The organism is Streptomyces sp. NPDC059897, from assembly GCF_042730865.1.
Classification (GTDB): Bacteria; Actinomycetota; Actinomycetes; order Streptomycetales; family Streptomycetaceae; genus Streptomyces.
Genome location: NZ_JBHWKQ010000005.1, coordinates 272,866 through 294,533, shown reverse-complemented (window position 1 = coordinate 294,533; position 21,668 = coordinate 272,866). Strand labels below are relative to the sequence as shown.

Below are 21,668 nucleotides of genomic sequence, written 5' to 3'. Positions count from 1 at the left end.
CTGAAACAAGCCGCACTGCCGCGGGCCCGGAGGACGTCGTGAGCGACACACAGACCTTGATCGAGAACCGTCCGCCCTCCGTGGCGAACCTCTTCCAGGAGCGCGTGGCGGCGACGCCGGACGCCGAGGCCTACCGCTACCCGGTGCCCTCGGCCACCGGCACGGGCCCCGACGACTGGAAGTCGCTGAGCTGGGCGCAGGCCGCGCAGCGCGTGTACGCCATCGCGGCGGGCCTGGTCGAGCTGGGCATCGGCCCGCAGGAGCGGGTGGCGCTCGCCTCCTCGACCCGTGTCGAGTGGATACTCGCTGACCTCGGCATCATGTGTGCGGGCGCGGCGACCACGACCGTGTACCCGCAGACCAACGAGGACGAGTCCTCATTCATCCTGTCGGACTCCGAGTCCAAGGTGATGGTCGCGGAGGACGCCGCGCAGCTCGCCAAGGCGCGGGCCCGCCGCTCCGAGCTGCCCGAGCTGCGGCACGTCGTGGTGATCGACGCGACCGGCGTCGAGCCGGACGCCGCCGACCCCGACGGCTGGGTGCTCACCCTGGAGGACCTGGAGGCGCGCGGCGCCGCGTACCTGGAGAAGAACCCGGACGTCGTCACCGAGCGGGTCGCGGCGATCGAGAAGGACCAGCTCGCCACGCTCATCTACACCTCCGGCACCACCGGCCGCCCCAAGGGCGTCCGCCTCCCGCACGACAACTGGTCGTACATGGCGAAGGCCATCGCGGCGACCGGCCTGGTGAGCGGCGAGGACGTGCAGTACCTGTGGCTGCCGCTCGCGCACGTCTTCGGCAAGGTGCTCACCTCCGGCCAGATCGAGGTCGGGCACGTCACCGCGGTCGACGGCCGCGTAGACAAGATCATCGAGAATCTGCCGGTCGTGCAGCCGACGTACATGGCCGCCGTGCCGCGCATCTTCGAGAAGGTCTACAACGGCGTCGCCGCGAAGGCGAAGGCCGGTGGCAGCGCCAAGTTCAAGATCTTCCAGTGGGCGGCCGGGGTCGCGCGCGAGTACGCGAAGGTCAGCCAGGACAACTTCCGGCGCACGGGCGTCGCCTCGGTGCCGTTCAAGCTCGCCTCGAAGCACAAGGCCGCCGACCGCCTGGTCTACGGCAAGCTGCGGGAGGCATTCGGCGGGCGACTGCGGGCGTGTGTGTCCGGCTCCGCCGCGCTCGCCCCCGAGATCGGCTACTTCTTCGCCGGCGCGGGCGTGCACATCCTGGAGGGCTACGGACTCACCGAGTCCAGCGCCGCCTCCTTCGTGAACCCCGGTGAGGCCTACCGCACCGGCACCGTCGGCAAGCCGCTGCCCGGCACCGAGGTGCGGATCGCGGACGACGGCGAGATCCTGCTGCGCGGCCCCGGCATCATGGAGGGCTACCACGGCCTGCCCGACAAGACGGCCGAGGTCCTGGAGCCCGACGGCTGGTTCCACACCGGCGACATCGGCGAGCTGTCCAACGACGGCTACCTGCGGATCACCGACCGCAAGAAGGACCTGATCAAGACGTCCGGCGGCAAGTACATCGCGCCGGCCGAGGTCGAGGGCCAGTTCAAGGCCGTGTGCCCGTACGTCTCCAACATCCTGGTGCACGGCGCGGACCGGAACTTCTGCACGGCGCTCATCTCCCTCGACGAGCCGTCCATCCTGGAATGGGCCAAGGAGAACGGCCTCAGCGGCGCCTCCTACGCAGAGGTCGTCGCGGCCCCGCAGACGGTGCAGCTCATCGAGGGCTACGTGAAGGAGCTGAACGAGGGCCTGCAGCGCTGGCAGACCATCAAGAAGTTCAGGCTCCTGCCGCGCGACCTCGACATCGAGCACGGCGAGCTGACACCCAGCCTGAAGCTGAAGCGCCCGGTCGTCGAGCGCGAGTACAAGGAACTGCTCGACGAGATGTACTCCGGCAGCCGCGAGGGCTGACGCCCCGAGGAGGCGCCGCGGTTGAACGGACGCGCCAGGGCCCTGATCCCGGGCCCTAACCCCGGCGCATCAGCCGCAGCGTCTCCTTCATCTCCCCGATGTCGTGGCGGAGTTCACGCACATCGGGGTCCACGTTCTCCGACAGGCGGCGCTCCATCGTCGCCATGCGGGCCGTGAGCTCGTCCAACTGCTGGTGTTCACGCGTCAGAAGGCGCTGCAACTGGCGGTTCTTGCGGTGCAGGTCGAGGAAGACGGTGACCTTCGCGCGCAGCACCCACGGGTCGAAGGGCTTGGTCAGATAGTCCGCCGCGCCCGTCGCGTATCCGCGGAAGGCGTAGCCGGTGTCCGCCTCCGTGCCGGTCAGGAAGATGATCGGCACGTCCTTCGTCTGGTCGAGACGCTTGATGTTCGTCGCCGTCTCGAAGCCGTCCATGCCGGGCATCCGGATGTCCAGGAGCACGACGGCGAACTGCCTGCGCAGCAGCGCCTTCATCGCCTCCTCGCCCGAACGGGCCCTGACCAGCGGCTCGTTGAGCGGCCCCAGGACGGCTTCGAGGGCGGTCAGGTTGTCCTCCATGTCGTCGACGAGGAGGATGCTGGCCCGATCCGCCGAAGTGGACTCTGCAGTGGTCATGTTGACGGTGCCTCACTCAGTGGTCGCCGGAGTACCGGAGGCCTCGGGGACGGACAATTCCGCCTCCTCGGGGGCCAGCAGCTCGCACACGACGTTCAGCAACTGGTCGACGTCCACCGGTTTCGGTACGTAGTCGTTCGCGCCCTTGGCGATCGATTTCTCGCGGTCGCCGGGCATGGCCTTGGCGGTGAGCGCCACGATGGGCAGGCCGGCCCATCTCGGTGTGCCACGGATGACGGAGATCGTCTCGTAGCCGTCCATCTCGGGCATCATGATGTCCATCAGGACGAGTTCGACATCGGGGTGGCTCTCCAGCGTCTCGATGCCCTCGCGGCCGTTCTCCGCGTACAGGACCGGCATGCCGACGCGGCCGAGCACATGGGTGAGCGCGAAGACGTTGCGGATGTCGTCGTCGACGATCAGGACGCGGCGGCCCGGCAGGACCTGGCCCGGCCTGCCCGTCTTCCACTGCTCCAGCTTCGTCGTCGCCGGCCAGTTGTCCTCCTGCTCCGGCTGCTGCGAGGTCGCGTACGCGTCCGTGGGGGCGCCCTGCTCGGGCACCGGGGACGCCTGCGCCAGGGCGGGCGGCTCCTGCTCCTGTCCGGGCGGCAGCTCGTGCCCCGGGCAGCGCACGGGGACGTAGAGCGTGAACGTGGAGCCCTCGCCCGGCTCGCTCTCCGCGACGATGTGGCCGCCCAGCAGCGCGGAGATCTCCCGGCTGATGGACAGGCCGAGGCCCGTGCCGCCGTACTTGCGGTTCGTCGTGCCGTCGGCCTGCTGGAACGCCTCGAAGACGACGGCCAGTTTGTCGCGCTGGATGCCGATCCCGGTGTCGGTGACGGCGAAGGCGAGCAGGTCGTCGCTGTCGCCCAGCTGGGCCCCCTCGGGGCTCTTGACCCGGCGGACCCGCAGCTCGACCCGGCCCTGCGCGGTGAACTTGATCGCGTTCGACAGGAGGTTGCGCAGGATCTGCTGGAGCCTCTGCTCGTCGGAGAACATCTCACGCGGCACGTCCTCGCCGACCGACACCTCGAAGGCGAGACCGCGGTCGAGGGTGAGGGGCCGGAACGTCGCGTGGACGTAGTCGAGGACCTTGATGAGGGGGAGCTTCTTGGGGCGTACGTCCATCCGGCCGGCCTCGATCTTCGACAGGTCGAGGATGTCGGTGATGAGCTGGAGCAGGTCCGAGCCGGAGCGGTGGATCGTCGTCGCGAACTGCACTTCCTGGTCGTTGAGGTGGCCGTCCGGGTTGTCGGAGAGCAGCCGGGCCAGGATCAGCAGGGAGTTGAGCGGGGTGCGCAGCTCGTGCGACATGTTCGCCAGGAACTCCGACTTGTACTGCGAGGAGGTCGCCAACAGGGCCGCCTTCTCCTCCAGTTGGGCGTTCGAGCGCTGCAACTCGGCCTGCTGGCGCTGGAGTTCGTCCGAGCGCTCCTGGAGCTGGATGGCGAGCCGCTGGGACTCGCCGAGCAGGGACTCCGTACGGGAGTTGGCGATGATGGTGTTGATGGCGACGCCGATGGTGTTCACGAACTGGTCGAAGAACGCCAGGTGGACGTCGGAGAAGCGGGAGAAGGAGGCGAGCTCGATCACGCCGAGGAGGGTGTCCTCGAAGAGGATCGGGATGATCACGAGCGACGCGGGCGCCGCCTCGCCGAGCCCGCTGTTGATGTTGATGTAGTCCGGCGGCACCTCCTCCACCAGGATCCGCTTCTTCTCGAGCGCCGCCTGCCGTACGAGGCCGTGGACCGGCATCCCGCCCGTGTCGATGACCGAGGCGGAGCCCGAGCCGTACCCCGCGATGTACGCAAGTCCCTTGGCCGGAACGGCCTTCGGCTGCCGGGTGCCGTCCTCGTCCTCCTCCGCGAGGTAGAAGGCGCCGTACTGCGCGTTCACCAGCGGGGTCAGCTCGCGCAGGATCAGGTCGGCGACCTCCATCAGGTCGCGGTGGCCCTGCATCAGGGCGGCGAGGCGCGCCAGGTTCGACTCCAGCCAGTCCTTCGCGCGGGTCGTCTCGCGGAGGTTGGCCACCATCAGGTTGATGTTGTCCTTGAGCTCGGCGACCTCGCCCTGCGTGTCGACCGTGATCGAGCGGGACATGTCGCCCGAGGTCACCGCGGAGGCGACCTCGGCGATGGCACGGACCTGCGTGGTCAGGTTCAGCGCCAGCTCGTTCACGTTCGTCGTCAGGCGCTTCCACGTGCCGTACACGCCCTCGACCCGGGCCTGGCCGCCCAGCTGGCCCTGGGAGCCCACCTCGCGGGCCACGCGGGTCACCTCGGAGGAGAACGAGGAGAGCGTGTCGACCATCGTGTTGATCGTCGTCTTCAGTTCGAGGATCTCGCCGCGCGCGTCGACGTCGATCTTCTTCGACAGGTCGCCCTGGGCCACGGCGGTGGCGACCTGCGCGATGTTGCGCACCTGCGACGTCAGGTTGTCCGCCATGTAGTTGACGTTGTCGGTCAGGTCCTTCCAGACGCCCGACACCCCGTGCACGGTCGCTCGCCCGCCGAGCCGGCCGTCGGTGCCGACCTCGCGGGCCACCCGGGTCACCTCGTCGGCGAAGCCGCGCAGCTGCTCCACCATCGTGTTGACGGTGTCCTTCAGCTCCAGGATCTCGCCGCGCGCGTCGACCGAGATCTTCTTCGACAGGTCGCCCTGCGCCACGGCGGTCGTGACCTGCGCGATGTTGCGGACCTGGGAGGTCAGGTTCGACGCCATGAAGTTGACGTTGTCGGTGAGGTCCTTCCAGACCCCTGACACGCCGCGGACCTGCGCCTGGCCGCCGAGGTTGCCCTCGGTGCCGACCTCGCGGGCCACGCGGGTGACCTCGTCGGCGAAGGCGGAGAGCTGGTCGACCATCGTGTTGATCGTCGACTTGAGTTCGAGGATCTCGCCCTTCGCCTCGACGGTGATTTTCTTGCCGAGGTCGCCCTGCGCCACCGCCGTCGACACGAGCGCGATGTTGCGCACCTGCGACGTCAGGTTGTCGGCCATGAAGTTGACGTTGTCGGTCAGGTCCTTCCAGACGCCGGAGACGCCGCGGACCTGGGCGCGCCCGCCCAACTGGCCCTCGGTGCCGACCTCGCGGGCCACGCGGGTGACCTCGTCGGCGAAGGCGGAGAGCTGGTCGACCATCGTATTGATCGTCGACTTCAGCTCCAGGATCTCGCCCTGGGCGTCGACCGTGATCTTCTGGCTCAGATCGCCGTCGGCCACGGCGGTCGTGACCTGGGCGATGTTGCGGACCTGGGAGGTCAGGTTCGACGCCATGAAGTTGACGTTGTCGGTGAGGTCCTTCCAGACGCCGGAGACGCCGCGGACCTGGGCGCGCCCGCCCAGCTGGCCCTCGGTGCCGACCTCGCGGGCCACCCGCGTCACCTCGTCGGCGAACGCGGAGAGCTGGTCGACCATCGTGTTCACGGTCAGCTTCAGTTCGAGCAGCTCGCCCGTCGCCTCGATCGTCACCGTGCGCGTCAGGTCGCCCTGCGCCACCGCCGTCGTCACGAGCGCGATGTCCCGCACCTGCGCCGTCAGACGCGACGCCATGGTGTTGACCGCCTCGGTCACATCGCGCCAGCTCCCGGACAGGCCCGTCACCTTGGCCCGCCCACCCAGCCTGCCCTCGGTGCCCACCTCGCGGGCCACCCGCGTCACCTCACCGGTGAACAGGGACAGCTGGTCCACCATCTTGTTGACCGAACGCCCCAACCGCCGTAAATCGCCCCGGAGTTGACGGGATCCGTCGTGCAGGTCGACACGCTGGGTCAGATCGCCGCCCGCCACCGCTTCGAGCACCCGCGTGGCGTTCGCGGTCGGCGCGACGAGCGCGTCGATGATGGTGTTCACATCGCCGACCCGGGTCACCCAGGCGCCCTGCCCCGGACTGGCGTCGAGACGCTCGTCGAGGCGGCCGTGCCGGGTGATCTCTCTGCGCACGCGCGCGAGTTCGGAATTGAAGTGCAGACTGCGGTCCGCGAGCTGGTTGAACGTCGCGCCGAGTTCACCGACCAGCCCGTCCGCGGTGGACGGCACATGAGTGAACGTGCCGTCCCGGGCAGCCGTCAGCGCGGCCAACAACGGCCGGAGATCGCTCGGGCGGATGGCTTCGTCACCGTAGCCCTTCTGAGGTGCACGCATACCACTGTTCTCACTCATAGCGGCCTACTTAGGTAACTCCGCGCTTATGGGCGTGGTCAGTCTGTCACTCTGTCGGTGTCGCCTGAGGCGTCTTTGCCACAACTACTCAGGAGCCGAAACGTGGGTTCCATTCCGATCCAGCGGGAGAGCGCTCTCGGCCACCCGGACGTGCCGGACCAGCCGGCCGGGGAGCCGATCGTCGCGCGCACGTCGCTGCCGGGAAACCCGCTCGCGCCCGCGGCCGCCCGCCGCTTCCTGCGGGCCGCGTTCGCCGACTGGACCGAACTGCCCGAGCTGTCGGTGTCCCTGACCCTCGACGGCCGCCTCATGGACGACGCGACCGTCGTGCTCAGCGAACTCGTCACCAACGCCGTCGTGCACGCGGGCACCGGGGTCGACCTCCTGTGCCGCCTGGAGGGCCCCGCCCCCGACGGCAGCGCCACCGCCGGGCTCGTCGTCGAGGTCACCGACCGGCACCCGGCCCGCGCCGTCCGCAACGACCGGGGCTTCCGCTCCCCGGAGACCCCCGAGTACGGCCGCGGGCTCCAACTCGTGGCCTCCCTCTCCGAGTTGTGGGGCATCACGTACGGGCACGGCACCAAGACCGTCTGGGCCCGCATCCCCGCCGACGCCCCGACGGCCGCCGCCGAAACTCCCGACACCCCGGCCCGCATGCGCAGCCTGCAAAGGGGCTTGCGCGCCGCGGAGATCCTGGCACCCGCGTCCCGGCGCGCCCCCCAGGACCAGGACTGGATCAACCGCGGCGCGCTCTCCTTCCTCGCCGAGGCCTCCGACCTGCTCGCGGGCCAGCTCGACGAGGACATGGTCGCCGCCCTCGTCGGCCAGCTCCTCGTCCCCCGGCTCGCCGACTGGTGCGCCATCTGGTTCTACGAGGAGGAGGGCCGCGGCCTGCCGGGCGTCGTCGAGCACGACGCGCTGGGCGGGGGCCCGATGCAGCTGCCCCGGCTCGCCCGCGTCTGGCACACCCACGAACAGCGGACCGAGGAGCTCCGCGGACTCCTGGAGAAGGAGCCCCCGCGGCTGCCCGACCGACTCTCCGGCGCCGTCCCCGTGCCCTGGCCCTTCGACACGCAGGGCGGCCTCGGCACCGAGGGCTCGGGCTCCGCGCTCGCCTACCGGCTCTCCGCGGGCGGCCGCGCCCTCGGCATCCTGCTGATCGGCCGCTCCGGACTGCACCGCTTCCCCGACGAGATCACCGGGCTCGTCGAGGACTTCAGCCGGCGCGTCGCCCTCGCCGTCAGCGCGGCCCGCAGGTTCACCCGGCAGGCCACCATCAGCCGCATCCTGCAGAGCGGCCTGCTGCCCACGTCCATGGCCGAGATCCCCGGCGTCAAAACCGCCCTCGTGTACGAGCCGAAGGAGGCGGGCGGCCCCGGCGGCGACTTCTACGACGTGTTCCCGGCCGGCGACGGACGCTGGTGCTTCGCGCTCGGCGACGTCCAGGGCAAGGGCCCCGAGGCCGCCGTCGTCATCGGCCTCGTACGCCCCTGGCTGCGGCTCCTGGCCCGCGAGGAGTACCAGGTCGCGCAGGTCCTCGACCGGCTGAACAGGCTGCTGCTCGACGACGCGACCGAGGCCTCCGACGCGGCGGCCCGCGCGCTCGCCGCCGTCGACGGGAGGGGCGTGCCGCCGGAGGGCTCCACCTCCCGCTTCCTCTCCCTCCTCTACGGCGAGCTGACGCTCACCGAGGAGGGTGGCGTGATCTGCACGCTCGCCTCCGCCGGGCATCCGCTGCCGCTGCTCATGCGGCCCGGCGGGGAGGTCACCGCCGCGGCCACGCCGCAGGTGCTGCTCGGGGTCGTCGACGACCCGGACTACACGAGCGAGACCTTCATGATGGACACCGGAGACACGCTCCTGTGCGTCACCGACGGGGTGACGGAGCGGCGCCGCGGGGCCCTCCAGTTCGACGACGGCGACGGGCTCGCGCAGGCGCTCGCCGGGTGCGCGGGCCTGACGGCGCAGCTCCTCGCGGAGCGGATCAGGCGGCTCGTGCACGCCTTCGGGGACAGCCCGCCGGACGACGACCTGGCGCTGCTGGTGCTCCAGGCGCAGTGAGGCGGGGTTTGCCCGAAGAGGCGGGACAATGGGGTCATGCCTTCCGCACTTCCCGACGGTGAGCCCGTGCCCGACGACGGTTCGCTGCCCGCGTCCGCCCTCGCCGGGTCCGGCTCCCGACCCCTCGGCTTCTACCTGCACGTCCCGTACTGCGCCACGCGCTGCGGCTACTGCGACTTCAACACGTACACGGCCACCGAGCTGCGCGGCACGGGCGGCGTGCTCGCGTCCCGTGACAACTACGCCGAGACACTGGTCGACGAGGTGCGCCTCGCGCGCAAGGTCCTCGGCGACGACCCGCGCCCGGTGCGCACGGTCTTCGTCGGGGGCGGTACGCCGACGCTCCTTCCGGCCGCCGATCTCGTACGGATGCTGGCGTCGATCCGCGACGAGTTCGGGCTCGCGGACGACGCGGAGATCACGACCGAGGCGAACCCGGAGTCGGTGGACCCGGCGTACCTGGAGACGCTGCGGGAGGGCGGCTTCAACCGGATCTCGTTCGGCATGCAGAGCGCCCGGCAGCACGTGCTGAAGGTCCTCGACCGGACGCATACGCCGGGGCGGCCCGAGGCCTGTGTCGCGGAGGCGCGGGCGGCCGGGTTCGACCACGTCAACCTGGACCTGATCTACGGCACGCCCGGAGAGACGGACGACGACTGGCGGGCCACGCTGGACGCGGCGCTCGGGGCGGGGCCCGACCATGTGTCGGCGTACGCGCTGATCGTCGAGGAGGGCACGCAGCTCGCGCGGCGGATCCGGCGCGGCGAGGTGCCGATGACCGACGACGACGTGCACGCGGACCGCTATCTGATCGCCGACGAGGTGCTCGGCGGGGCCGGGTTCGACTGGTACGAGGTGTCGAACTGGGCGACGTCCGAGGCCGGGCGCTGCCTCCACAACGAGCTGTACTGGCGGGGGGCCGACTGGTGGGGCGCGGGGCCCGGGGCGCACTCGCACGTGGGCGGGGTGCGGTGGTGGAACGTGAAGCATCCTGGTGCGTACGCGGCGGCGCTGGCGGGTGGGCGGTCGCCCGGGGCCGGGCGGGAGATCCTGGCCGACGAGGACCGCCGGGTCGAGCGGATCCTCCTTGAGCTGCGGCTCCGTGAGGGCTGCCCCTTGTCCCTGCTTCGGCCGGACGGCCTGGCGGCGGCGCGGGGCGCGCTGCGGGACGGGCTCCTGGAGGCGGACCCGTTCGCCGCGGGCCGCGCGGTCCTGACGCTGCGGGGGCGCCTGCTGGCGGATGCGGTGGTCCGCGACCTGGTCGACTGACCTCGGGCCGTCGTCTTTGTTGCGGCACGGTGCCGTGGCGAGGCCCGTCGTCCTTGTTGCGCGGCACCGTGCGCCGCCTTGCCCACCCTGCCGCCCAAGGCGGCAGATTGCCCAAGGCGGGGCGGCACCCGGCCGTCACGGGTGGGGAGCCGTGGTGGGCGGCGGATTGCTAGGCGGGGCGGCACCCGGCGCCCCGTGCGGCCGACGCCCCCGGAGGGGGCGTGTGGGTGGGAAATTGGGCGGGGGAACGGGGCGGTGCGGGCAGGTAAATCAAGCCCCTGCGGCGGTTGAGCAGCGGGGTCCGGGGCGGAGCACCGAGGGCGCAACGCCGGTGCGGCAAATCAGCCCCGCCGGCGATTGAGGCGCGGGGTCCGGGGCGGAGCCCCAGGGCGCAACCCCGGTGCCGTGGTGCGTTACTCCGGGGCCGTCACGAAGTCGATCAGTTCCTCCACGCGGCCGAGGAGTTCCGGTTCCAGGTCCTTGTAGGAGTGGACCCGCGACAGGATGTGCTGCCACGCCTCCCCCGTGTTCGCCACCCGCCACCCGAGCGCCCGGCACACCCCCGTCTTCCAGTCCTGCCCGCGCGGCACCCGGGGCCACGCCTCGATGCCCACGGAGGCGGGCTTCACCGCCTCCCAGATGTCGATGTACGGGTGGCCCACGACCAGCGCGTGCTCGCTCGTCACCGACTGGGCGATCCGCCACTCCTTCGAGCCCGGCACCAGGTGGTCCACCAGCACCCCGAGCCGCGCGTCCGGGCCCGGGCCGAACTCGGAGACGACCGCCGGCAGGTCGTCGACGCCCTCCAGGAACTCCACCGCCACGCCCTCGATGCGCAGGTCGTGGCCCCAGACCCGCTCGATGAGCTCGGCGTCGTGCTTGCCCTCCACGTAGATGCGGCCCGCGCGGGCCACCCGGGCGCGGGCGCCGGGCACCGCCACCGAACCGGACGCGCTGCGGGCCGGCCCGGTCGGGGCCGGCGCCGAGGGACGTACGAGGGTGACGACCTTGCCGTCGATCATGAAGCCGCGCGGCTCCATCGGGAACACCCGGAGCTTGCCGAAGCGGTCCTCAAGGGTGACCGTCGGCCCCTGCGCCGTCTTCTCGACTCGGATCACCGCTCCGCAGAAGCCCGTGGTGACCTCCTCGACGACGAGGTCGGGTTCGGCAGGCACCTCGGGGGCCGGCTTGTTCCGCTTCCACGGGGGAGTCAGGTCAGAGGTGTACTGGCGCATCCGGCAGACGATAAGAGAGACGCGCAGGTCGCGCCTACGACACGCCGAAACGCGTCGCCAATGTGGCGCGTTGCGCGCGGACGAACTCCGCATTCACCACCGAACCGTGCCCCGGCACGTACACCGCGTCCTCGCCGCCGAGGTCGAGGAGCCGGTCGAGCGCCGCGGGCCAGTGGCCCGGCGCCGCGTCCCGGCCCGCCTGCGGTTCGCCCGACTCCTCCACCAGGTCGCCGCAGAAGACGACCTCCGGGCCGCCGGGCCCGCCGGGGACGAGCACCGCCAGATCGTGGCCGCTGTGCGCCGGGCCGATGTTCGCCAGCAGCACCGTCACACCGCCGCCCAGGTCGAGCGTCCACTCCCCGCACACCCGGTGCGGCGGGGTGACGAGGATGTCGACCGCCTCGGCCGCCTCCTCCGGGGGCACCCCGTGGCGCACGGCGTCGGCGCGCAGCCCCTCGGCGCCGCGCGCGAAGAGGGCGTCGATGCCCACCGCCCCGTACACCTCGACCCCCGCGAACGCGGCCGTGCCGAGGACGTGGTCGAAATGCGGATGGGTCAGAGCGACATGCGTCACTCTCCCGTGTGCCCCGAGGAGCGCGCGGGCGTCGGCGCGCAGCCGGGCGCCTTCACGCAGTGAGGATCCGGTGTCGATCAAGAGCGCCGCGTCTTCACCGACCACGAGGCCGGTCGTGCAGTCCCAGCCGGGCAGCCGCACCCGCCCCACATTCGGCGCGAGCCCCTCCCAGCCCGGCGAGGCCCAATCGATACGTTGCGCGAACTCCATACCTCGACGCTAGCGCCCTTGCCGGGCCCGTACCCACCGGCCGTACACTGAGCCGGGGACGATTGGCACTCGCCCACAGGGAGTGCCAAAGCAGGAAGATCGCAGGCAACGAACGCAACGGCTGTTTCTGGAGGTGTGCGCCGATGCTCAATGAACGCAGGCTCGAAGTGCTGCGCGCCATCGTCCAGGACTACGTCGGCACCGAGGAGCCCGTCGGCTCCAAGGCGCTCACCGAGCGGCACAAGCTCGGGGTCTCGCCGGCGACCGTGCGCAACGACATGGCGGCCCTGGAGGACGAGGGGTTCATCGCCCAGCCGCACACCAGTGCCGGGCGCATCCCCACCGACAAGGGCTACCGCCTGTTCGTCGACAAGCTCACCGCCGTGAAGCCGATGGCCGCGCCCGAGCGGCGCGCCATCCAGAATTTCCTGGACGGCGCCGTCGATCTCGACGACGTCGTCGGCCGCACCGTGCGGCTGCTCGCGCAGCTCACGCGGCAGGTGGCGATCGTCCAGTACCCGTCCCTGACCCGGTCCACCGTGCGCCATGTCGAGCTGCTCTCGCTCGCGCCCGCCCGTCTGATGCTCGTACTGATCACGGACACCGGGCGCGTGGAGCAGCGGATGATCGACTGCCCGGCACCCTTCGGTGAGACGTCCCTCGCGGATCTGCGGGCCCGGCTGAACAGCCGTGTCGCGGGCCGCAGGTTCGCCGATGTGCCGCAGCTGGTGCAGGACCTGCCCGAAGCCTTCGAGCAGGAGGACCGGGGCACGGTCTCCACGGTGCTCTCCACTCTTCTGGAGACACTCGTCGAGGAGACCGAGGAGCGGCTGATGATCGGCGGTACCGCCAATCTCACTCGCTTCGGACATGATTTTCCCCTCACCATCCGGCCCGTTCTGGAAGCCTTGGAGGAGCAGGTCGTGCTCCTCAAGCTCCTTGGCGAGCTGGGAGATTCGGGCATGGCCGTACGGATCGGTCATGAGAACGCCCATGAGGGACTCAACTCCACGTCCGTCGTGTCGGTCGGCTACGGTTCGGGCGGCGAGGCAGTGGCCAAGCTCGGCGTGGTCGGCCCGACCCGCATGGATTACCCGGGAACGATGGGAGCAGTACGCGCAGTGGCACGTTACGTCGGACAGATCCTGGCGGAGTCGTAAGTGGCCACGGACTACTACGCCGTACTCGGCGTGCGCCGCGACGCTTCCCAGGACGAAATCAAGAAGGCCTTCCGAAGGCTGGCGCGTGAGCTTCACCCGGATGTGAATCCGGACCCGAAGACTCAGGAGCGCTTCAAGGAGATCAACGCCGCCTACGAGGTGCTCTCCGACCCGCAGAAGAAGCAGGTCTACGACCTCGGGGGCGACCCCCTGTCGCAGGCCGGCGGAGGCGGCGGGGCCGGTGGCTTCGGCGCCGGCGGGTTCGGGAACTTCTCGGACATCATGGATGCCTTCTTCGGCACGGCGTCGCAGCGGGGACCCCGGTCCCGCACGCGCCGTGGTCAGGACGCCATGATCCGGCTCGAGGTCGAGCTGGACGAGGCGGCCTTCGGCACCACCAAGGACATCCAGGTCGACACGGCTGTGGTCTGCACGACCTGCAGCGGTGAGGGCGCGGCGCCCGGCACCTCGGCGCAGACCTGCGACATGTGTCGCGGTCGCGGTGAGGTCTCGCAGGTGACGCGGTCCTTCCTCGGCCAGGTCATGACCTCGCGGCCGTGCCCGCAGTGCCAGGGCTTCGGGACGGTCGTCCCGACGCCGTGCCCGGAGTGTGCCGGTGACGGCCGCATCCGGTCGCGTCGCACGCTCACGGTGAAGATCCCGGCCGGTGTGGACAACGGCACGCGGATCCAGCTCGCGGGCGAGGGCGAGGTCGGCCCCGGCGGCGGCCCCGCCGGTGACCTGTACGTGGAGATCCACGAGCTGCCGCACCCGACCTTCCAGCGGCGCGGCGACGACCTGCACTGCACGGTCACCATCCCGATGACGGCGGCGGCCCTCGGCACGAAGGTGCCGCTGGAGACGCTCGACGGCACGGAGGAGATCGACATCCGGCCCGGCACCCAGTCCGGCCAGTCGGTTCCGCTGCACGGGCGCGGTGTCACGCATCTGCGGGGCGGCGGCCGCGGTGACCTCATCGTGCACGTCGAGGTCATGACGCCGCAGAAGCTGGACCCGGAGCAGGAGCGGGTGCTGCGGGAGCTGGCGAAGCTGCGCGGCGAGGAGCGGCCCACGGGGCAGTTCCAGCCGGGCCAGCAGGGCCTGTTCTCCCGTCTGAAGGACGCGTTCAACGGCCGTTGAGCCACCCGTGTACGCCGCACCGGCGTTACGGCCTCGGGGCTCCGCCCCGGACCCCGCTGCTCAATCGCCGCAGGGGCTTGAGATGGTCGACCAAATCAAGCCCCGCCGGCGATTGAGGCGCGGGGTCCGGGGCGGAGCCCCGAGGCGTGGGGGGACGGGGGCCCGGTCGATTCGGCGCCCCGGAGGGGACGTGGCACGATGCGGGCATGTCCTCCGCACTGACCGATCTCTGCCCCCTTCCGATCGTGCAGGCCCCCATGGCGGGCGGCGCTTCGCAACCCGCCCTGGTCGCCGCCGTGGCCGAGGCCGGAGGGCTCGGGTTCCTCGCCGCCGGGTACAAAACGGCCGACGGGATGTACCAGGAGATCAAACAGGTGCGGGCGCTCACCGGCCGCCCGTTCGGCGTGAACCTCTTCATGCCGCAGACCGAGCACGCGGACCCGGCCACCGTCGAGGTCTACCGCAACCAGCTGGCCGGCGAGGCCACCTGGTACCGCACCCCGCTCGGCGAGACCGACAGCTGCAGCGACGACGGCTACGACGCCAAGCTGGCGATCCTCGTCGACGACCCCGTCCCGCTCGTCACCTTCACCTTCGGCTGCCCCCGGCGCGCGGTCGTCCAGGCCCTGCAGCGCGTCGGCACGAAGGTCGGCGTCACCGTCACGACGGTGGAGGAGGCGCAGGCCGCGCAGGAGGCCGCCGCCGACCTGGTCTGCGTACAGGGCATCGAGGCCGGCGGGCACCAGGGCACGCACCGGGACAACCCGGAGGCCGACGGCAGCGGTATCGGTCTCCTCTCGCTGATCGCGCAGGTCCGCGAGGCCGTGCAGCTGCCGATCATCGCCGCAGGCGGGATCATGCGCGGCGCGCAGATCGCCGCGGTGCTCGCGGCCGGTGCCGACCTCGCGCAGCTCGGCACCGCGTTCCTGGTCACCCCGGAGTCCGGTGCGCCGGAGCCGCACAAGCAGGCCATGACCAACCCGCTGTTCCACCGGACCGAGCTGACGCGGGCCTTCTCCGGGCGTCCCGCGCGCGGCCTCGTCAACCGGTTCATGCGCGAGCACGGCCCGTACGCCCCCGCCGCGTACCCGCAGGTCCACCACATGACGTCGCCGCTGCGCAAGGCCGCCGCCAAGGCCGGTGACCCGCAGGGCATGGCGCTGTGGGCGGGGCAGGGGCACCGGCTCGCGCGGGAGCTTCCCGCCGGGCAGCTCGTGGAGGTCCTCGCCGCCGAACTCGATGCCGCCAGGGCCGCTCTGACGCAGCGGGGTGCCGCCTGATGACCGCTCCCGTGTTCGTCGTCGAGGGGGCCGTCCCCGGCGACCGCCCGTATGTGCTCGACGGGCCCGAGGGGCGGCACGCCGTCTCCGTGAAGCGGCTGCGGGCCGGCGAGACCGTGACCCTCACCGACGGGCTCGGCTCCTGGTGCGAGGCCGTCGTCACCGGCAGCGAGGGCAAGGACCGGCTCGCGGTCGAGGCGGGCCCCGTGCACGTCGAGGCCGAGGAGCGGCCCCGGATCACCGTCGTACAAGCGCTGCCGAAGGGCGACCGGGGCGAGGTCGCCGTGGAGACCATGACCGAGACGGGCGTCGACGCGATCGTGCCGTGGGCCGCGTCCCGGTGCATCACGCAGTGGCGCGGCGACCGCGGGCTCAAGGCGCTCGGCAAGTGGCGCAACACCGCGCGCGAGGCCGGGAAGCAGTCGCGGCGGGTGCGCTTTCCGGTCGTCGGGGAGGCCGCGACGACGAAGGAGGTCGCGGCGCTGCTCGCCGGGGCGGACTTCGCGGCGGTGCTGCACGAGGACCGGGACGCCCCGAGCGGGGCGCTGGCTTCGGCCGCACTTCCGGACAGCGGCGAGATCGTGCTCGTCGTCGGCCCCGAGGGCGGCGTATCGCCCGAGGAGCTGGCGGTGTTCGAGGAGGCCGGGGCGCTTCCGATGCGGCTGGGGCGCAGCGTCCTGCGCACCTCGACGGCCGGAACGGCGGCGGTGGCGTTGCTGCTGGGACGCACGGGACGCTGGGGGTAGACACCCGCCCGGAAGTTGTCCCGATCGTGGCCGCAACCGCACTACCGACGCTGTACGTCCGCTGGCATTCTGCCGTGCATGCGGGGATCGAAGGGGTTCGGCGGGCTGGTCCTCGTCGCTGCCGTGGTCGCCACGGGCGTCGCGTGCCAGCCGATCGAGGGCGACCTCAACCCGTCCGCGGTCGCGGTCACCACCGACCAGCAGGCCACCGATGAGCTGAACCGGCAGCGCGGCAAGGTCGCCTGGCTGAGCTGTACGGCCGTGTACAGCGGGCCCACGCCCTCCGGGGAGTCGGCGCCCAGCGAGGTGAAGGTCGACTGCCGGGGGAAGACCAAGGACGGCAAGGACATCACCGTGGAGGGGTGGATCTACGGGGTCGTCTCCGGAAAGTGCGTACGCGGGAAGACCGTCGCCCGCATCGACGACAAGGTGTGGTTCAGCTACGCCGTCCTCGGCAACTGCGCGGCGACCGGCGGCACTTCGGCCCCGCGGGAGTGGCAGCAGCCGGCGCCGTCGCAGGATCCGCAGCCGCAGGAGCCGCAGCCCGGCTCCACCAGCACGGTCACCGAGACCGTCACGGTCACCGGGCCGCCGCCCACCTTCGAGGGCAAGTGACGCCGACTTTCCGCAACAAGTGATCAGACGGGCTGACGTGGCACGCGGCCAAATTTAGGCTGGGCCGGGTGACGACTCCTGCGTACCTCCGGTTCCCGCACCTGCAAGGCGAGTTGGTGGTCTTCACCGCCGAGGACGACGTGTGGGCGGCGCCCCTCGACGGCGGCCGCGCCTGGCGGGTCAGCGCCGACAACATGCCCGTCGCACACCCCCGGCTCTCCTCGGACGGCGAGACGGTCGCCTGGACCTCGCGCCGCGACGGAGCGCCGGAGGTGCACATCGCCCCGCTGGCCGGCGGCCCCGCCAAACGCCTGACGCACTGGGGGAGTTGGACGACGAACGTCCGCGGCTGGACCCCCGACGGGCGGGTGCTCGCCACCTCCGCGTACGGCCAGGCCTCGCTGCGCCGCAGCTGGGCGCGGGCCGTGCCGCTCGACGGCGGACCGGCCGAGACGCTGCCGTACGGGCCCGTGGGCGGCGTCGCGTTCGGGCCGCAGTCCCACGTGCTGCTGCTGTCCGCGCCGATGGGCCGGGAGGCCGCCTGGTGGAAGCGGTACCGGGGCGGCACCGCGGGCAAGCTGTGGGTCGACCGGAGCGGCGAAGGCGAGTTCGGGCGGCTGCACGCCGAGCTCGACGGGAACATCGAGTGCCCGATGTGGGTGGGGGAGCGCGTCGCGTTCCTGTCCGACCACGAGGGCGTCGGCGCGCTCTACTCGTCCCTCCCCGACGGCTCCGACCTGCGGCGGCACAGCGCCGTGGACGGCTTCTACGCGCGGCACGCCGCCACCGACGGCGAGCGGGTCGTCTACGCGAGCGCCGGTGAACTGTGGCTCGTCGAAGGCCTCGACGAGGGCGTGGAGCCGCGCCGCCTCGACATCGGCCTCGGTGGCCAGCGCGTCGACCTGCAACCGCGGCCCGTCGACGCCGCGAACTGGTTCGGCGCCGCGTCCCCCGACCACACCGGCCGCGGCAGCGCCGTCAACGTGCGCGGAGCCGTGCACTGGGTGACCCACCGCGCAGGACCTGCCCGGGCGCTGGCCGCCGAACCGGGCGTACGCGCCCGGCTCCCGCACACCTTCCGCGTCGACGGCGAGGAACACGTCGTGTGGGTGACGGACGCCGAGGGCGACGACGCCCTGGAGTTCGCGCCCGCCACCGGCGCCGCGCCCGGCGCCACCCCGCGCAGGCTCGGCGCCGGGCGGCTCGGCCGGGTGCTCGCCCTGACGGTGGCGCCCGACGGCGGCCGGGTCGCCGTCGCCTCCCACGACGGCCGGGTGCTGCTCGTCGAGCGGGACAGCGGCGACGTACGGGAAGTGGACCGCAGCGAGGACGGGAACGCGAACGGCCTCGCGTTCTCCCCGGACTCCGCGTGGCTCGCCTGGTCGCACCCGGGACCGCACGACCTGCGCCAGCTCAAGCTCGCCAACACCACCGACCTCTCCGTCAGCGAGGCGACCCCGCTGCGGTTCCGGGACTACGCGCCCGCGTTCACGCTCGACGGCAAGCACCTGGCCTTCCTGTCGGCGCGCTCCTTCGACCCGGTCTACGACGAGCACGCCTTCGACCTCGCGTTCCTCAGCGGCTCACGGCCGCACCTGATCACGCTCGCCGCGACGACCCCGTCGCCGTTCGGGCCGCAGCGCCACGGCCGCCCCTTCGATGCCCCCGACAAGGACGAGACGCCCGACAGCGAGGGCGCGCCCGCGACCCGCGTCGACCTGGAGGGGCTGCTCGACCGCATCGTGCCGTTCCCGGTGGAGGCGGCGCGCTACTCCCGGCTGCGGACGGCCAAGGACGGCGTGCTGTGGCTGCGGCACCCGGTGCGCGGCGTGCTCGGCGACTCCCGCGCCGGGCTCGACGCGCCGGAGCCCAAGACCCGCCTGGAACGCTACGACCTGGTCCAGCAGCGCATCGAGGAGATCGGCTCCGACGCCGACCACTTCGAGGTCAGCGGCGACGGCAAGCGGGTCCTGCTGTGGACGGGCGAGGTCCTGAAGGTGGTCCCCAGCGACCGGCGCCCGGCCCACGACGACGACAGCGACACCAACATCACCGTCGACCTCTCCAGGGTCAGCCAGAGCGTCGACCCGGCGGCCGAGTGGCGGCAGATGTACGCGGAGGCGGGGCGCCTCATGCGGGACAACTTCTGGCGCGCCGACATGAACGGCGTCGACTGGGACGGGGTCCTCGAACGGTACCGGCCGGTGCTCGACCGGGTCGCCACGCACGACGACCTGGTCGACCTGCTGTGGGAGGTGCAGGGGGAGCTGGGGACCTCGCACGCGTATGTGACGCCGAGGGGCGGGCGGGGCTCCGCCGCGCGCCGCCAGGGGCTGCTCGGCGCCGACATCTCCCGGCACGCGGACGGCGGTTGGGTCGTCGACCGGGTGCTGCCGTCCGAGACCTCCGACCCGCGCGCCCGCTCCCCGCTCGCCGCGCCCGGCGTCGCGGTGCGCGCGGGGGACACGATCGTGGCGGTGGGCGGGCGGCCCGTCGACCCGGTGACAGGGCCCGCGCCGCTGCTGGTCGGCACGGCCGACAAGCCGGTCGAGCTGACGGTCTCGCCGGCCGGGGGCGGCGACCCGCGCCATGTGGTCGTCGTGCCGCTCGACGACGAGGAACCGCTGCGCTACCACGCGTGGGTCGCGGACCGGCGGGCGTACGTCCACGAGCAGTCGCAGGGGCGGCTCGGCTACCTCCACGTCCCCGACATGCAGGCGCCGGGCTGGGCCCAGATCCACCGGGACCTGAGCGTGGAGGTCGCGCGGGAGGGCCTCGTCGTGGACGTCCGGGAGAACCGGGGCGGGCACACGTCGCAGCTCGTCGTGGAGAAGCTGGCGCGCCGCGTCGTGGGCTGGGACCTGCCGCGCGGCAGCCGCCCCTTCACGTATCCGATGGACGCGCCGCGCGGGCCCGTCGTCGCCGTGGCCAACGAGTTCTCCGGCTCGGACGGCGACATCGTGAACGCGGCGATCAAGGCGCTCGGTATCGGGCCCGTGGTGGGCGTACGTACGTGGGGCGGGGTCATCGGCATCGACAGCCGGTACCGGCTGGTGGACGGGACGCTGGTCACGCAGCCCAAGTACGCGACCTGGATGGAGGGTTACGGCTGGGGCCTGGAGAACCACGGGGTGGATCCGGACGTGGAGGTGGTCCTCACCCCGCAGGACGCGGCGGCCGACCGTGACCCGCAGTTGGACGAGGCGATCCGCATCGCGCTGGCGGCGCTGGCGGAGAACCCGGCGAAGGCTGCGCCTGCGCTGCCGCGGGCTTCGGCGGAGTAGTGGTTGCGCTCTCGGGGCTCTGCCCCGGACCCCGCTGCTCAATCGCCGCAGGGGCTCTATAGATCAGGCTCAGCTGATCGATACGATGCGGGCATGGATGACTGCCTCTTCTGCAAGATCGCCAACGGGGACGTCCCCGCCACCCTGGTCCGCGAGACGGAGTCCACCGTCGCGTTCCGGGACATCAACCCCCAGGCCCCCACCCACGTCCTGGTCATCCCGCGCGTCCACCACCCCGACGCCGCCTCGCTCGCCGCCGCCGAACCGGCCATCGCCGCCGACGTGCTGCGCGAGGCCGGCGAGGTCGCCAAGGACGAGAAGCTGGACAGCTACCGGATCGTGTTCAACACCGGCAGCGGCGCGGGCCAGACCGTCTTCCACGCGCACGCCCACGTCCTCGGCGGCCGTGGCCTGCAGTGGCCCCCCGGATAGTCGATTCCTCATGTCCGTCCGTGAATTCGTCGTGCTCGGCACCGCGAGCCAGGTGCCGACCCGGCAGCGCAACCACAACGGCTACCTGCTCCGCTGGGACAGCGAGGGCATCCTCTTCGACCCCGGCGAGGGCACCCAGCGGCAGATGCTGCGCGCCGGTGTGGCCGCGCACGACCTGAACCGGATCTGCGTCACGCACTTCCACGGCGACCACTCCCTCGGCCTCGCGGGCGTCATCCAGCGGATCAACCTCGACCGGGTGCCGCACCCGGTGACCGCCCACTACCCGGCGTCCGGGCAGCGGTTCTTCGACCGGCTGCGGTACTCCACCGCGTACCAGGAGACCGTCGACATCGCGGAGGAACCGGTGGACGGGGAGGGCGCGGTGCTCGCCGACACCCCCGCGTACCGCCTGGAGGCCCGCCGCCTGTCGCACCCCGTCGAGTCGTACGGCTACCGCCTCGTCGAGCCCGACGGGCGCCGCATGCTGCCCGAACGGCTCGCCGCGCACGGCATCAAGGGGCCCGACGTGGGCCGGCTCCAGAAGGAGGGGGTCCTGAACGGGGTCACCCTCGACGAGGTGAGCGAGGTGCGGCGCGGGCAGCGCGTCGCGTTCGTGATGGACACCCGGCTGTGCGAAGGAGTCGACGCCCTCGCCGAAGGGTGCGACCTGCTCGTCATCGAGTCGACCTTCCTGGACCAGGACGAGCAACTCGCCACCGACCACGGCCACTTGACCGCGTCCCAGGCCGCCCGCGTCGCCCGCGACGCCGGAGTCCGGCACCTCGTCCTCACCCACTTCAGCCAGCGCTACACCGACCCGCAGGAGTTCGCGCGGCAGGCCCGCGCCGCCGGGTTCGAGGGCGAGCTGACGGTCGCCCGCGACCTGGACCGCGTCCCCGTGCCGAAGCGCCGCTGAGCCGGGGCCCGCCGTACGCTGGT

At 71.9% G+C, this 21,668-nt stretch carries 15 protein-coding genes; 11 read left to right on the top strand and 4 right to left on the bottom strand.

Annotation, left to right across the window (positions count from 1 at the left end):
• Positions 1-38: 38 nt before the first annotated feature.
• Positions 39-1,928: an AMP-dependent synthetase/ligase gene (locus ACFV9W_RS08890; RefSeq protein WP_385757028.1), complete on the top strand. Its 1,890-nt coding sequence runs from the start codon at positions 39-41 to the stop codon at positions 1,926-1,928.
• A gap of 55 nt (positions 1,929-1,983) precedes the next feature.
• On the opposite strand, the gene ACFV9W_RS08885 is transcribed toward ACFV9W_RS08890, so the two are convergent.
• Both ACFV9W_RS08885 and ACFV9W_RS08880 read right to left on the bottom strand, forming a co-directional pair.
• On the bottom strand, positions 1,984-2,562 hold the full coding sequence (locus ACFV9W_RS08885; protein ID WP_385757026.1) for a two-component system response regulator: 579 nt from the start codon (positions 2,560-2,562) through the stop codon (positions 1,984-1,986).
• A gap of 12 nt (positions 2,563-2,574) precedes the next feature.
• The gene (locus tag ACFV9W_RS08880; RefSeq protein WP_385757024.1) at positions 2,575-6,720 is read right to left on the bottom strand and encodes a HAMP domain-containing protein; all 4,146 of its coding nucleotides are present in this window, start codon (positions 6,718-6,720) and stop codon (positions 2,575-2,577) included.
• A gap of 102 nt (positions 6,721-6,822) precedes the next feature.
• On the opposite strand from ACFV9W_RS08880, the gene ACFV9W_RS08875 reads away from it, so the two are divergent.
• Positions 6,823-8,781 (top strand): SpoIIE family protein phosphatase, encoded by a 1,959-nt coding sequence (locus ACFV9W_RS08875; RefSeq protein ID WP_385757022.1) that lies wholly within the window; start codon positions 6,823-6,825, stop codon positions 8,779-8,781.
• A gap of 36 nt (positions 8,782-8,817) precedes the next feature.
• Positions 8,818-10,050, top strand: coding sequence for a radical SAM family heme chaperone HemW (gene hemW / locus ACFV9W_RS08870; RefSeq protein WP_385757021.1), 1,233 nt, complete (start codon positions 8,818-8,820; stop codon positions 10,048-10,050).
• 413 nt (positions 10,051-10,463) lie between these two features.
• Here hemW and ACFV9W_RS08865 read toward each other — a convergent pair whose 3' ends face one another.
• Entirely contained in the window at positions 10,464-11,285 is an 822-nt protein-coding gene (locus ACFV9W_RS08865) for a DUF3097 domain-containing protein (protein ID WP_385757020.1), read from the bottom strand.
• A 34-nt stretch (positions 11,286-11,319) separates the two neighbouring features.
• Complete coding sequence (locus tag ACFV9W_RS08860) at positions 11,320-12,069, bottom strand: MBL fold metallo-hydrolase (RefSeq protein ID WP_385757019.1); 750 nt, start codon at positions 12,067-12,069, stop codon at positions 11,320-11,322.
• 143 nt (positions 12,070-12,212) lie between these two features.
• Between ACFV9W_RS08860 and hrcA the strand changes: the two genes are divergently transcribed.
• The 8 genes from hrcA (at position 12,213) to ACFV9W_RS08820 (ending at position 21,645) form a co-directional block, all read left to right on the top strand.
• Positions 12,213-13,229: a heat-inducible transcriptional repressor HrcA gene (hrcA, locus tag ACFV9W_RS08855; protein WP_385757017.1), complete on the top strand. Its 1,017-nt coding sequence runs from the start codon at positions 12,213-12,215 to the stop codon at positions 13,227-13,229.
• The gene (gene dnaJ / locus ACFV9W_RS08850) at positions 13,230-14,369 is read left to right on the top strand and encodes a molecular chaperone DnaJ (RefSeq protein ID WP_385757015.1); all 1,140 of its coding nucleotides are present in this window, start codon (positions 13,230-13,232) and stop codon (positions 14,367-14,369) included.
• Between the two features lie 206 nt (positions 14,370-14,575).
• A complete protein-coding gene (locus ACFV9W_RS08845) occupies positions 14,576-15,649 on the top strand; it encodes a nitronate monooxygenase (RefSeq protein WP_385757013.1) in 1,074 nt (357 codons plus the stop codon).
• On the top strand, positions 15,649-16,395 hold the full coding sequence (locus ACFV9W_RS08840; RefSeq protein WP_385757011.1) for a 16S rRNA (uracil(1498)-N(3))-methyltransferase: 747 nt from the start codon (positions 15,649-15,651) through the stop codon (positions 16,393-16,395). Before ACFV9W_RS08845 ends, ACFV9W_RS08840 begins: the two co-directional genes overlap by 1 nt.
• Before the next feature lie 78 nt (positions 16,396-16,473).
• On the top strand, positions 16,474-17,010 hold the full coding sequence (locus tag ACFV9W_RS08835; protein WP_385757009.1) for a hypothetical protein: 537 nt from the start codon (positions 16,474-16,476) through the stop codon (positions 17,008-17,010).
• 68 nt (positions 17,011-17,078) lie between these two features.
• Entirely contained in the window at positions 17,079-20,294 is a 3,216-nt protein-coding gene (locus tag ACFV9W_RS08830) for a PDZ domain-containing protein (RefSeq protein WP_385757007.1), read from the top strand.
• A 93-nt stretch (positions 20,295-20,387) separates the two neighbouring features.
• On the top strand, positions 20,388-20,726 hold the full coding sequence (locus tag ACFV9W_RS08825; RefSeq protein WP_385757005.1) for a histidine triad nucleotide-binding protein: 339 nt from the start codon (positions 20,388-20,390) through the stop codon (positions 20,724-20,726).
• 10 nt (positions 20,727-20,736) lie between these two features.
• Positions 20,737-21,645, top strand: coding sequence for a ribonuclease Z (locus tag ACFV9W_RS08820; RefSeq protein ID WP_385757004.1), 909 nt, complete (start codon positions 20,737-20,739; stop codon positions 21,643-21,645).
• The last annotated feature ends 23 nt before the right edge of the window (positions 21,646-21,668 follow it).